Source organism: Streptomyces sp. NPDC002784 (assembly GCF_053592135.1).
Genome location: NZ_JBSFVD010000013.1, coordinates 97,188 through 109,318, shown reverse-complemented (window position 1 = coordinate 109,318; position 12,131 = coordinate 97,188). Strand labels below are relative to the sequence as shown.

Annotated in this window: 9 protein-coding genes; 7 read left to right on the top strand and 2 right to left on the bottom strand. The window is 73.3% G+C overall.

Features of this window, described 5'->3' with window-relative positions:
• Nucleotides 1–36: 36 nt before the first annotated feature.
• Entirely contained in the window at nt 37–1,062 is a 1,026-nt protein-coding gene (locus ACWD1Z_RS22580) for an alpha/beta hydrolase family protein (protein ID WP_451121189.1), read from the bottom strand.
• Between the two features lie 168 nt (nt 1,063–1,230).
• Here ACWD1Z_RS22580 and ACWD1Z_RS22575 point away from each other — a divergent pair, with 168 nt between their 5' ends.
• The 6 genes from ACWD1Z_RS22575 (at nt 1,231) to ACWD1Z_RS22550 (ending at nt 9,285) form a co-directional block, all read left to right on the top strand.
• Entirely contained in the window at nt 1,231–4,254 is a 3,024-nt protein-coding gene (locus ACWD1Z_RS22575) for an alpha-mannosidase (RefSeq protein ID WP_451121187.1), read from the top strand.
• On the top strand, nt 4,251–5,384 hold the full coding sequence (locus ACWD1Z_RS22570; protein ID WP_451121185.1) for a winged helix DNA-binding domain-containing protein: 1,134 nt from the start codon (nt 4,251–4,253) through the stop codon (nt 5,382–5,384). The genes ACWD1Z_RS22575 and ACWD1Z_RS22570 overlap by 4 nt, the downstream gene beginning before the upstream one ends.
• A gap of 67 nt (nt 5,385–5,451) precedes the next feature.
• Complete coding sequence (locus ACWD1Z_RS22565; RefSeq protein ID WP_451121183.1) at nt 5,452–6,780, top strand: L-fuconate dehydratase; 1,329 nt, start codon at nt 5,452–5,454, stop codon at nt 6,778–6,780.
• Nucleotides 6,777–7,532 (top strand): SDR family NAD(P)-dependent oxidoreductase, encoded by a 756-nt coding sequence (locus ACWD1Z_RS22560; RefSeq protein ID WP_451121181.1) that lies wholly within the window; start codon nt 6,777–6,779, stop codon nt 7,530–7,532. Before ACWD1Z_RS22565 ends, ACWD1Z_RS22560 begins: the two co-directional genes overlap by 4 nt.
• A complete protein-coding gene (locus tag ACWD1Z_RS22555) occupies nt 7,529–8,470 on the top strand; it encodes an aldo/keto reductase (protein WP_451121179.1) in 942 nt (313 codons plus the stop codon). Before ACWD1Z_RS22560 ends, ACWD1Z_RS22555 begins: the two co-directional genes overlap by 4 nt.
• Nucleotides 8,467–9,285, top strand: a complete 819-nt coding sequence (locus ACWD1Z_RS22550; protein WP_451121177.1) for an amidohydrolase family protein — start codon at nt 8,467–8,469, stop codon at nt 9,283–9,285. Before ACWD1Z_RS22555 ends, ACWD1Z_RS22550 begins: the two co-directional genes overlap by 4 nt.
• Here the strand turns inward: ACWD1Z_RS22550 and ACWD1Z_RS22545 are convergent.
• Nucleotides 9,273–10,700 carry a lipase maturation factor family protein gene (locus ACWD1Z_RS22545; protein ID WP_451121175.1) on the bottom strand — a complete coding sequence of 476 codons (1,428 nt, stop codon included), beginning with the start codon at nt 10,698–10,700 and terminating at the stop codon, nt 9,273–9,275. The genes ACWD1Z_RS22550 and ACWD1Z_RS22545 overlap by 13 nt on opposite strands.
• Nucleotides 10,701–10,841: 141 nt before the next feature.
• On the opposite strand from ACWD1Z_RS22545, the gene ACWD1Z_RS22540 reads away from it, so the two are divergent.
• A complete protein-coding gene (locus ACWD1Z_RS22540) occupies nt 10,842–12,128 on the top strand; it encodes a DUF6777 domain-containing protein (RefSeq protein WP_451121173.1) in 1,287 nt (428 codons plus the stop codon).
• The last annotated feature ends 3 nt before the right edge of the window (nt 12,129–12,131 follow it).

Below are 12,131 nucleotides of genomic sequence, written 5' to 3'. Positions count from 1 at the left end.
GAGCGCCCCGGCGTCGAGAGCGCGGCCCGGCGCCGCTCAGCGCAGGTGCCGCTCGAAGAACGCCGTCGTCGCCTCCATCGAGTCCGCCCACCGCGGTCCGAAGGTGTGCCCCTCACCCCGGTACTGGCGCAGCTCCACGTCCTTCCCGGCCGCCTCGAACGCCGCCACCGTCCGCTTCGACCAGGCGAGCGGGCAGGTGTCGTCGGCGGTGCCGTGGTGGATCAGCAGCGGCTCCGTCGCCCGGTGTGCGAAGGTCAGCGGCGAGACGTTCCGCCAGAACCGCGGGTTCTCCTCGGGCGTGCCGTGCGCCGCGTCGATCTCGGCGGCGATCGGGTCGCCCTCGCCGCGCTGGAACCGCTCCAGGTTGTCCTGCGGCCGGCCGCTCACCGGCGCGAAGACCACCGCCGCGTCGACCAGGCCGGGCGCCACCACGAGCGTGTTGTACACAACCCCGCCGCCCATCGAGCGCCCGAGCAGCCCGATCCGGTCCCCGTCGATCTCCGGCCGGCCGGAGCCGCGCAGTGCCAGGACCGCGCCGATGACGTCCGAGGTGTAACCGAGGCGCAGGTTCACGTCGTTGTCGGGGTCGTCGTCGGAGCGGGCGTGATTGCGGTAGTCGGTGTGCAGGACGACGTATCCCTCGCGGGCGAGCAGGTCCTGTTCGCGGGCCAGGCCCCGGCCGGTGGTGTAGACGGCCGGGTCGATGTAGCCGTGCGCGAGCACCAGCGCCGGGAAGGGGCCCTTGCCCGCCGGGATGTTCATCAGCCCCGAGATCGTCAGACCGTCGCTCTCGTACGTCACGGCGTACGAGGTGTAGGCGGCGGTGCGCGCCAGGACGGTCCCCAGGCGCAGATCGGAGCCGCGGTGCTCGCGCTGGATCAGGGCCTGGAGGGAGACGGGGTCCACGGGGGAGGGCGAGGGCGACGGGGAGGCGGATGCCGTACGGGGGCTCGCGCTCGCGGACGCCGTCGGGCGCGCGTCCTCGTCCGCGCCGCCGGTGCAGCCCGCCGCCAGCAGCAGCGACAGCCCGGCGGCGGCACAAGCCAGTCCCCGCAGCCGCATGCCGCCATTGTCCCCCTGCGGGGCGCCGGCGGGGAGCGGTTTCCCCGGGGCCGGTTCGAAGCGGGTGCGGCAGGGGAGCCGTACACCAGGTCAGCCCCCGGCGGTCACCCGCTCCCGGTGGCCGCCACCCGCTCGGAACCCCGCCCGGACGACCTACGGAGACCCCGTATGCATGACGACCGCAGCCTGGTCGAAGGCCGCCTCAAGCGCGTCCTCGACGAGCGCATCCGTCCCGCCGTGTACCCCGAGTCCGTACCGCTCCAGGTGGCGGTGTGGCACGCGCCCGGTGAGCCCGTGCCGGTCGCCGAGGGACTCGCGGCCGAGCCCGAGCCGATCGAGGTGGGCGACAGCTGGGGTGCTCCGTGGGGCACCAGCTGGTTCCGGGTCACCGGCACCGTCCCCGAGGCGTGGGCCGGGCGGACCGTCGAGGCCCTGCTCGACCTCGGCTTCGACGAGAACATGCCCGGCTTCCAGTGCGAGGGCCTGGTCTACCGGCCCGACGGCAGCCCGGTGAAAGGGCTCAACCCGCGCAACCAGTGGGTGCGGATCGGCGCGCCCGTCGAGGGCGGCGAGGAGGTGCGGCTGCACGTCGAGGCCGCGTCCAACCCGGTCGTCCTCGGCTACCACCCCTTCGTGCCCACGCCGTTGGGCGACCAGCACACCGCGGGCAGCGCACCCCAGTACACGCTCGCCCGGATGGATCTCGCGGTCCTCGACGAGACGGTGTGGGAGCTGGTGCTCGATCTGGAGGTGCTCGGTGAGCTGATGGCCGAGCTGCCCGTGGACTCCCCGCGGCGCTGGGAGCTGCTGCGGGCGGTGGACCGGGCGCTGGACGCGATCGACCTCCAGGACGTCAACGGCACGGCGGCGCAGGCGCGGGCGCGTCTGGAGACGGTGCTGTCCGAACCGGCCGTGCCCTCCGCCCACCGGATCAGCGCCGTCGGCCACGCGCACATCGACTCGGCGTGGCTGTGGCCGCTGCGCGAGACGGTCCGCAAAGTGGCCCGCACCACCGCCAACATGACCGCGCTGCTGGAGGACGAGCCGGAGTTCGTGTTCGCCATGTCCCAGGCGCAGCAGTGGGCGTGGGTGAAGGAGCACCGGCCCGAGGTGTGGGCGCGGGTGAAGAAGGCGGTGGCGGACGGGCGGTTCGTGCCGGCCGGCGGGATGTGGGTGGAGTCGGACACCAACATGCCGGGCTCGGAGGCGATGGCCCGGCAGTTCGTGCACGGCAAGCGGTTCTTCCTCGACGAGTTCGGCATCGAGAACGACGAGGCGTGGCTGCCCGACACCTTCGGCTTCGCCGCGGGCCTGCCGCAGATCATCAGGGCGGCGGGCTCCAAGTGGCTGCTGACGCAGAAGATCTCCTGGTCGCGGACGAACACCTTCCCGCACCACACCTTCAGCTGGGAGGGCATCGACGGCACCCGGATCTTCACGCACTTCCCGCCCGTCGACACCTACAACTGCTCCATGCACGGCCGCGAGATCGCCCACGCCGCCCGCAACTTCCGGGAGAAGGGCGTCGCCCGGCACTCCCTCGCGCCCACCGGCTGGGGCGACGGAGGCGGCGGCACCACCCGCGAGATGGTCGCCAAGGCGGCCCGGCTGCGCGACCTCGAAGGCTCGGCGACGGTGGTGTGGGAGACCCCGGCGGAGTTCTTCACCAAGGCGCAGGCCGAGTACCCCGACCCGCCGGTCTGGGTCGGCGAGCTCTACCTCGAACTCCACCGCGCCACCCTCACCAGCCAGGCGCGGACCAAGCAGGGCAACCGGCGCAGCGAACACCTCCTGCGCGAGGCCGAACTGTGGGCCGCGACGGCCGCCGTACGCACCGGATTCCCTTACCCGTACGAGGAGTTGGACCGCATCTGGAAGACGGTGCTGCTGCACCAGTTCCACGACATCCTGCCCGGTTCGTCCATCGCGTGGGTGCACCGGGAGGCGCGGGCGACCTACGAGCGGCTCGCCGCGGAGCTGAACGGGATCATCGACGCCGCCCAGGGCGCCCTGGCCGGGGAGGGCTCGACCCCGCTCGTCTTCAACGCCGCCCCGCACCCCCGCGACGGCGTCCCGGCGGGCGGCGCCCGGACCCCGGCCGACGAGGGCCGCACCCGGCTCACCTCGGGGCCGGGCGGCGGGCACGTCCTGGACAACGGCCTGCTGCGCATCGGGATCGACGCGCGCGGGCTGGTCGTCTCCGCCTACGACCTCGGCGCCGACCGCGAGACGATCGCGCCCGGCAGCGCCGCGAACCTCCTCCAGCTCCACGCGGACTTCCCCAACATGTGGGACGCCTGGGACGTCGACGAGTTCTACCGGAACACGGTCACCGATCTCACCGAGGTGGACGAGATCGTCCCCGACGGGCACGCGGTACGGATCGTGCGGTCCTTCGGCGGCTCACGCGTCACGCAGGTGCTCTCCCTCGCGCCGGGCGAGCGGCGGCTGCTCGTGGACACGGAGGTCGACTGGCACGAGACGGAGAAGTTCCTCAAGCTCGCCTTCCCGCTCGACGTGCACGCCGAACGGTACGCCTCCGAGACCCAGTTCGGGCACGTCCACCGGCCCACCCACACCAACACCTCCTGGGAGGCGGCGAAGTTCGAGGCGTGCAACCACCGGTTCGTGCACCTGGAGGAGCCGGGCTGGGGCGTGGCGATCGTCAACGACTCGACGTACGGCCATGACGTGACCCGCACGGTCCGTACCGGCGGCGACCGCGGGACGACCACCACGGTGCGCGTCTCCCTGCTGCGCGCCCCGCGCTTCCCCGACCCCGAGACCGACCAGGGCGTCCACCGCTTCCGGCACGCCCTGGTGCCGGGCGCGGCCATCGGGGACGCCGTCCGCGAGGGCTGGCGGATCAACCTGCCCGAGCGGCGCCGCACCGGCGCCGGGGAGGTCGCCCCACTCGTCGGCGTCGACCGGGACGCCGTCGTCGTCACCGCGGTCAAGCTCGCCGACGACGGCAGCGGCGATGTGGTCGTCCGCTGCCACGAAGCGCACGGAGGCCGCTCCCGCGCGACCCTCACCGCCGGTTTCGAGGTCGCGGACGTCACCGCCACGGACCTGCTGGAGCGCCCCCTCGCGGACGGTTCCGTCGAGCGGGACGGCAACCGTGTCGCCGTACGGCTGCGGCCGTTCGAGCTGGTGACGTTGCGGTTCCGGAGGGCAGAATCCGTGCTGTGAAGATCAGCGCGCGGGAACTGAACCGGGCCACCCTCGCCCGCCAACTGCTGCTGCGCCGCGAGCCGCTGGGGGTGGCCGAGGCCGTACGGCGGATCCTGGCGGTGCAGGCGCAGCAGCCGGCGTCGCCGTATCTCGCGCTGTGGAACCGGCTCGCCGGCTTCGCGCCGGCCGATCTGGACGCCGCCTTCGCCGACCGCACCCTCCTGAAGGCGACCCTGCTGCGGATCACCCTGCACGCCGTCCACCACGAGGACTACCCGATGCTCCGGGAGGCGATGCGGCCGACGCTGCACGCCTCCCGGCTCGGGTACCGCTTCGCCGCCGCCGGGCTCACCCCGGCCGACGCCGCCGAACTGGAGCCGGGCCTGCTGGAGTTCGCGGCCGAGCCGCGGTCGAACGGCGAGATGACGGCGTGGCTCGGGGAACGGGTCGGCGAGGAGCGGAAGGAGGGGGCGTGGTGGGGGCTGCGGTCCTTCACTCCGCTCGTGCACGCGGTGACCGGGGGGCCATGGTCCTTCGGTACGTCACCGGCGTACGTCGCGGGGCCGGAGGACCGGGCCGAGGGCGGACCCGAGGAGGCGTTGCAGGCCCTCGCCCTGCGCTACCTCGCCTCCTTCGGGCCCGCCTCGGTCGCCGACCTGGCCCAGTTCGCCACGGTGCAGCGGACCCGCGTCCGCACCGCCCTGCGCGCGCTCGCCGGCTCCCTGGAGCAACTGGAAGGCCCCGACGGCACGGTCCACTACGACGTCCCGGGCGCCCCGCGCCCGCCCGGGGACACCCCGGCCCCGCCCCGGCTGATGGCGATGTGGGACAGCGTGCTGCTCGCGTACGCCGATCGCGCCCGGGTGATCCCGCCCGCCTACCGCCCGCTGGTGATCCGCGTCAACGGCGATGTGCTGCCGACACTCCTGGTCGACGGCCAGGTGGCGGGCGTCTGGCGCCCGGCCGAGGGCGGCATCGAGGCCACGGCCTTCCACGAGCTGCCGCCCGGGGTGTGGCAGGAGCTGGCCCAGGAGGCCCGGCTCCTGCCGGCGCTGCTGGCGGCACGCGAGCCGCGCGTCTACAGCCGCTACGGCCACTGGTGGAAGAAGCTCCCCGCCGCCCACGTACGCGTACTCCCCGCCGATTGATCGGACCTCTGGGACTGGATTCCGCGAAATCCGCCCCCTCGGGGGCCGTACGACGGAGAATGGTCGTATGAATCGCATCATCGCGGTGGACACCTACGACATCCGTTTCCCCACCTCGCGGGAGCTCGACGGCTCCGACGCGATGAACCCGGACCCCGACTACTCGGCGGCCTACGTCGTCCTGCGCACCGACGCCGCCGACGGGCACGAGGGGCACGGCTTCGCCTTCACCATCGGGCGGGGCAACGAGGTCCAGGTCGCCGCGATCGACGCCCTGCGCGGACCGGTGACCGGACGGTCCGTCGAGGAACTGTGCGCGGATCCCGGGACGTTGAGCCGCGACCTGACCGGCGACAGCCAACTGCGGTGGCTGGGACCGGAGAAGGGCGTGATGCACATGGCGATCGGGGCGGTCGTCAACGCGGTGTGGGACCTGGCCGCCAAGCGCGCCGCCAAGCCGCTGTGGCGGCTCCTGGCCGACGCCGAACCCGAGTGGATCGTCCGCCAGATCGACTTCCGGTACCTCACCGACGCCCTCACTCCCGAGGAGGCCCTGGAGCTCCTGCGCCGGGGCCGGGACGGCGCCGACGAGCGCTCGGCGGCACTCCGGAGCACGGGCTACCCCGCCTACACCACCTCCCCCGGCTGGCTCGGCTACGACGACGCGAAGCTGACCCGGCTCGCGACCGAGGCCGTCGCCGACGGCTTCCGTCAGATCAAGCTCAAGGTCGGCGCCGACCTGGCCGACGACATCCGGCGCTGCCGCGCCGCCCGCTCGGCCATCGGCCCCGGGATCCGCCTGGCGCTCGACGCCAACCAGCGCTGGGACGTGGCCGAGGCGATCCGCTGGACCCGTGCCCTCGCCGAGTTCGGCCCGTACTGGATCGAGGAGCCCACCAGCCCCGACGACATCCTCGGCCACGCGGCGATCCGCGAGGCGGTCGCCCCGGTGAAGGTCGCCACCGGCGAACACGGCCACAACCGGGTGGTGTTCAAGCAACTGCTCCAGGCCGGCGCCCTCGACATCGTCCAGCTCGACGCGGCCCGCGTCGGCGGTGTCAACGAGAACCTCGCCATCCTGCTGCTGGCCGCCAAGTTCGGCGTGCCGGTCTGCCCGCACGCCGGCGGGGTCGGACTGTGCGAACTCGTCCAGCACCTGTCGATGTTCGACTACGTCGCGGTCACCGGGACCACCGAGAACCGGGTCATCGAGTACGTCGACCATCTGCACGACCACTTCCTCGACCCCGTGGTGATCCGCGAGGGCCACTACACGGCACCCACCGCTCCGGGCTTCTCGGCGGCCATGCGCCCCGAGTCCCTCGCCCGGTACACCTTCCCGGACGGCACCTACTGGGCCACCGCCCTCGACGAGCAGAAGGGGCACGCCGCATGAACGACTTCGCGGGAGTCAAGGCTCTGGTGACCGGGGGCGCCTCCGGCATCGGACGGGCCACGGCGCACCTGCTCGCCGCGCGCGGCGCCCGGGTCGCCGTCCTCGACCTGGACCCGGCCGCGGTGGACGAACCGCTGCTCGCGTACCGCGCCGACGTCACCGACGACGCCGAGGTGCGGGCGGCGGTCGGCGCCGCCGTGGCCGACCTCGGCGGCCTCGACGTGCTGGTCAACAACGCGGGCATCGGCGCCCAGGGGACCGTCGAGGACAACGACGACGACGAGTGGCACCGCGTCCTGGACGTCAACGTCGTCGGCATGGTCCGCACGGCCCGCGCCGCCCTGCCCCGGCTGCGCGAGTCGCGGCACGCGGCGATCGTCAACACCTGCTCGATCGCCGCCACGGCGGGCCTGCCCCAGCGCGCGCTGTACAGCGCCACCAAGGGTGCCGTGCACGCCCTCACCCTCGCCATGGCCGCCGACCACGTCCGCGAGGGCATCCGCGTCAACTGCGTCAACCCCGGTACGGCGGACACCCCCTGGATCGGCCGGCTGCTCTCCCGGGCCCCCGACCCCGCCGCCGAGCGCGCCGCACTGGAGGCCCGCCAGCCCACCGGACGCCTGGTGTCGGCCGAGGAAGTGGCGGGCGCCATCGCCTACTTGGCGAGCCCGCTGTCCGGCGCCACCACCGGTACCGCCCTCGCCGTGGACGGCGGCATGCAGGGCCTGCGCCTGCGGCCGGTGACCTCGTGACCCGGCTCGGCTTCGGCGCCGGAGCCCTCGGCAACCTCTACACCCGGATCAGCGACGAGCAGGCGTACGAGGCGGTCGGCGCCGCCTGGGACCGCGGCATCCGCTACTTCGACACCGCCCCGCACTACGGCCTCGGCCTGTCCGAGCGCCGCCTGGGCGCCGCCCTGCGCGAGCGGCCGCGCGAGGAGTACACGATCTCGACGAAGGTGGGCCGCCGCCTGGAACCGTCGGACCGGGGCGGCGACGACCTGGCCCACGGCTTCGCCGTCCCCGCCACCCACCGCAGGGTGTGGGACTTCACCGCCGACGGCATCCGCCGCACCCTGGACTCCAGTCTGGAACGGCTGGGCCTGGACCGGGTGGACCTCGTCTACCTCCACGACCCCGACGACCACGCCGAAGACGCCTTCCGCGAGGGATATCCGGCGCTGGAGAAGCTGCGTTCCGAGGGCGTGGTCGGCGCGATCGGCGCCGGGATGAACCAGGCGGAGATGCTCACCCGCTTCGTCCGCGACACCGACGTGGACGTGGTCCTCTGCGCCGGCCGCTACACCCTGCTCGACCAGAGCGCCCTCGCCGAACTCCTGCCCGCCGCCGTGGAACGGGGCGCGTCGGTGGTGATCGGCGGGCCCTTCAACTCCGGTCTGCTGGCGGACCCGCGGCCGGGAGCGACGTACAACTACGCGCGCGCACCACAGGAGTTGGTGGACCGCGCCCTGCGCATGAAGGAGACGGCCGAGCGCCACGGCATCACTTTGCGCGCCGCGGCCCTGGCCTTCTGCGCGGCCCACCCGGCGGTCACCAGCGTGCTCGTCGGCGCCCGCTCGGCAGCCGAAGTGCACGACTGCGCCGAGCAGTTCGCGACCGAGGTGCCCGCCTCCTTCTGGCAGGAACTGCGGGAAATGGGCCTGCTGGGCGGGGTGGGGGAGCTGCCGTGACGGTGGTGGACGCGCATGTCCATGTCTGGGAGCTGGCCGTCCGCGACCAGGACTGGATCGCTCCGGGCAGCCCGCTCCGACGCGACTTCACCGTCACGGAACTGGCGCCTCGGGCCCGCGCTGCAGGCGTGGAGGAAGTGGTCCTCGTCCAGACCGTCACCGTGCCGGAGGAGACCCCGGAACTCCTGGCCCTGGCCGCCGGGCACGACCTCGTCGCCGGGGTGGTCGGCTGGACCGACCTGACCGGCCCCGGCGTGGCCGGGGAACTCGCCCGCCTGCGCGCACTCCCCGGCGGCCGGTACCTCAAGGGCATCCGCCACCAGGTGCAGGGCGAGGCGGACCCGCGGTGGCTGCTGCGGGCGGACGTACGCCGCGGCCTGGCCGCCGTCGCCGAGGCCGGACTGGTGTACGACCTCGTGGTGCGGCCCCCTCAGCTCCCCGCCTGCGCCGAGGCGGCCGCCGCCCTGCCCGGACTCACCTTCGTCCTGGACCACGCGGGCAAGCCGCCCGTCGCCTCCGGCGCCCTCGAACCCTGGGCCACCGACCTGCGCGCCCTGGCCGCGCTGCCCAACACGGTCTGCAAGCTCTCCGGCCTGCTCACCGAGGCCGACCCCGCCTCCTGGACGGTGGACGACCTGCGCCCGTACGCCGACACCGTGCTCGATGCCTTCGGGCCGCACCGCCTGATGTTCGGCTCGGACTGGCCGGTGAGCACCCCGCTCGCCTCCTACGGTGAAGTGCTCGCCCTCACCCGGGAGCTGGCCGACGGGGACGAGATCTTCGGCGTCACCGCCCGCCGCGTCTACGACCTGTGAGTCACCCCCGCCAGCCGGGTGGGCGGCAGATACTCCCGCACATACGTCCGGTCCCAGCACGCGCCCGTCTCCCGCAGTTCGCGCCAGGTCGTGAAGCGGTAGCGGAACAGGCGGGCGCGGATGTAGCGGGGCGGCGCGTCGGGCGGGAAGGGGGAGCGGCGCAGCAGCTTCAGGGTGGCCGGGTCGTTCTCCAGGAGGCGCTCCACCAGGGTGCCGAACCAGGCGCCCGCGTAGGCGGGGGAGAGCGCGGCGAACCACATCATCCAGTCCAGCCGGAGGTGGTACGGCGCGAACTGCCGCGGCCAGTGCCGGGGATCACCGGGCTTGCCCTTGAACTCGTACTCCCGCCAGTCGGAGTCCTCGCGCGGTACGTCCTCGTCCGTGCCCTCGATCACGACCTCGTAGCGGACCCGGCTGACGCTGCCGAACGCGCCGTAGGTATTGACCAGATGGAGGGGGTCGAAGGAGCGGTTCATGACCTGGCGGCGGGAGAGCATGTTGCGCACCGGACGGTAGCTGAGGGCGAGGAGCACCGCGGAGACGGCGAGGACCACGACCTGGTACCAGGCGGGCGTGTCCGGCACCGCCGCCGAGGGGGAGGTGTCGGGGAGCGCGAGCGCGGACAGCGCCAGCACGATGGTGATCCAGTTCAGCCAGGAGAAGTTCCCCGACAGCACCAGCCACAGCTGGGTGAGGATCATCAGGGCCGCGGCGGCCGAGGCGACCGGCTGGGGGGCGAACAGCAGGAACGGCACGACGAGTTGGGTGACGTGGTTGGCGGCCACCTCCACGCGGTGCAGCGGTCGCGGGAGATGGTGGAAGAACCAGCTCAGCGGGCCGGGCATCGGCTGGGTCTCGTGGTGGTGGTCGAGACAGGTCAGCTTCCGCCAGCACTCGTCGCCCCGCATCTTGATCAGACCCGCCCCGAACTCGACGCGGAACAGGACCCAGCGCAGCAGGAACAGCACCACGATCGGCGGGGCCACCTCGTCGTTGCCGAGCAGGACGGCGAGGAAACCCACCTCCAGCAGCAGGGACTCCCAGCCGAAGGAGTACCAGGTCTGCCCCACGTTGACGATCGACAGGTACAGCACCCAGGGCACCAGCCACAGCAGCATGCCGCCCCACAACGGCAGCAGCCCGTCCACTCCGGCGAGCAGCGCCGCCGACACCGCGCAGCCCGACCAGGCGCACACCGCGAACAGCCGGTCGGTGTAGCGGAAGTGGAACAGGCTCGGCGCCGCCCGGAACGGCACCCGCGCCACGTGAGCGGGCACGGGCAGCAGGCCGCGCTCGCCGATCAGTGCCCGGAACTGGAGCGCCGCCGTCAGGAACGCGACGAGGTACACGCCGGCCAGCGCCCGCTGGAAGACCAGCCGGCTCAGCCAGTACTCGGATGCGGTGAACCACTCCACGGCCTGCGCTCCTTCGTTCCGTTGTCCCGCCAGCCTCCGCCGTGCGGTCACTCTGCGTGCATCGCCCCTCCGGTTGCGTAACCCATGCGGGTGAAGCAGACAATGAGTGGCGAACTGCCCGAAAAGAGGCGGGAGAGTGCGGTGCGAACCCCCACAGGAACCCTGGTCACGGCCGGCGCGCTCGCCACGGCGCTGCTGGTCACCGGCTGTGGCTCGGAGAGCGGCACGGGCACGGCGGCGAGCGGGGAGGTCTTCCTCCAGCCGGTGGCGGCACAGGGACCCGATCCCTTCACGGACTCCACGGCCACCTCGACGGCTACCCCGCCGCCCGTCACCCGAACGCCGCAGTCCACCCCGACCTCCGACGGCGTGCGCTCCTACTCCGGGTCCACACCCGGCCTGTACAGCGGCACCGAGCGCGTCGGCAGCTGCGATGTGAACCGGCAGATCGGCTATCTCACCGCCGACCGGGGCAAGGCGCGCGCCTTCGCCGGGGCAGCCGGCATCTCCGAAGCCGGGATTCCGCAGTACCTGCGCGGCCTCGCCCCCGTCGTGCTGCGCGCCGACACCCGGGTCACCAACCACGGGTACCGCGCCGGACGGACGACCACCTACCAGTCCGTCCTCCAGGCCGGCACCGCCGTCCTCGTCGACGACCGGGGCGTGCCCAGGGTGCGCTGCGCCTGCGGCAACCCGCTGAAGCCGCCCGCGGCGACCCAGGGCAGCCCCGCCGTCAGCGGTCCCGCGTGGGCGGGCTACCGTCCGGCCCGGGTCGTCGTGGTGACTCCGGCGCCCCAGGTGATCACCAACATCACGATCATCAACGTCGTCAGCAACACCTGGATCGAACGCCGGGTCGGCCACGACGTACGGCACGACCGCCCCGTACCCCGGCCGGAACCGCTGACGCCCGGCACCTCGACGCCCAGCACCCCGAGCCCCGACGACAGCCTCGCCCCGGACGACGAGAGCACCGAACCGTCCGACGGGCGCACCGGCTCCACCCTGCCCGAGGGAACGCCCGACGGAACACCCGAAGGATCGCCCGACGGAACGCTGGAGAGCACACCGGCCGACTGCGCGACCCCCACCGTCACCGTCACCCCCACCGCCACCCCCGGCGCCACCGAGGACGCCCCCGCGGCACCGCCGGCCCCGACGGACTGCTCCAGCGCCACCGTCACGGCCACTCCGCCCACGACCGAGCCGCAGACCCCGCCGGCGCCCTCGGACGAGGACACCGGGACCGAGTCCTCGGTGCCCGACGCGCCGGAGCTCTCCCTCGACGCCTCGGACGAGATCGGCCCGGGGGCCGTGCCGGACACGCCCGACGTGCCCGACGCCGGCGGGCTGATCCCCGACGCGCCCGAGGAGCGGTCCGCCTCCGGCAGCATCTTCGGCAGTCCGACGGATGTCTTCACCAGTTGACGG

What these genes read in the sequence shown, in the direction of transcription:
- ACWD1Z_RS22580 (WP_451121189.1), bottom strand. Translation starts at nt 1,062, where the DNA reads ATGCGGCTGCGGGGACTGGCTTGTGCCGCCGCCGGGCTGTCGCTGCTG.
- ACWD1Z_RS22565 (WP_451121183.1), top strand. Translation starts at nt 5,452, where the DNA reads ATGAATCGCATCATCGCGGTGGACACCTACGACATCCGTTTCCCCACC.
- ACWD1Z_RS22560 (WP_451121181.1), top strand. Translation starts at nt 6,777, where the DNA reads ATGAACGACTTCGCGGGAGTCAAGGCTCTGGTGACCGGGGGCGCCTCC.
- ACWD1Z_RS22575 (WP_451121187.1), top strand. Translation starts at nt 1,231, where the DNA reads ATGCATGACGACCGCAGCCTGGTCGAAGGCCGCCTCAAGCGCGTCCTC.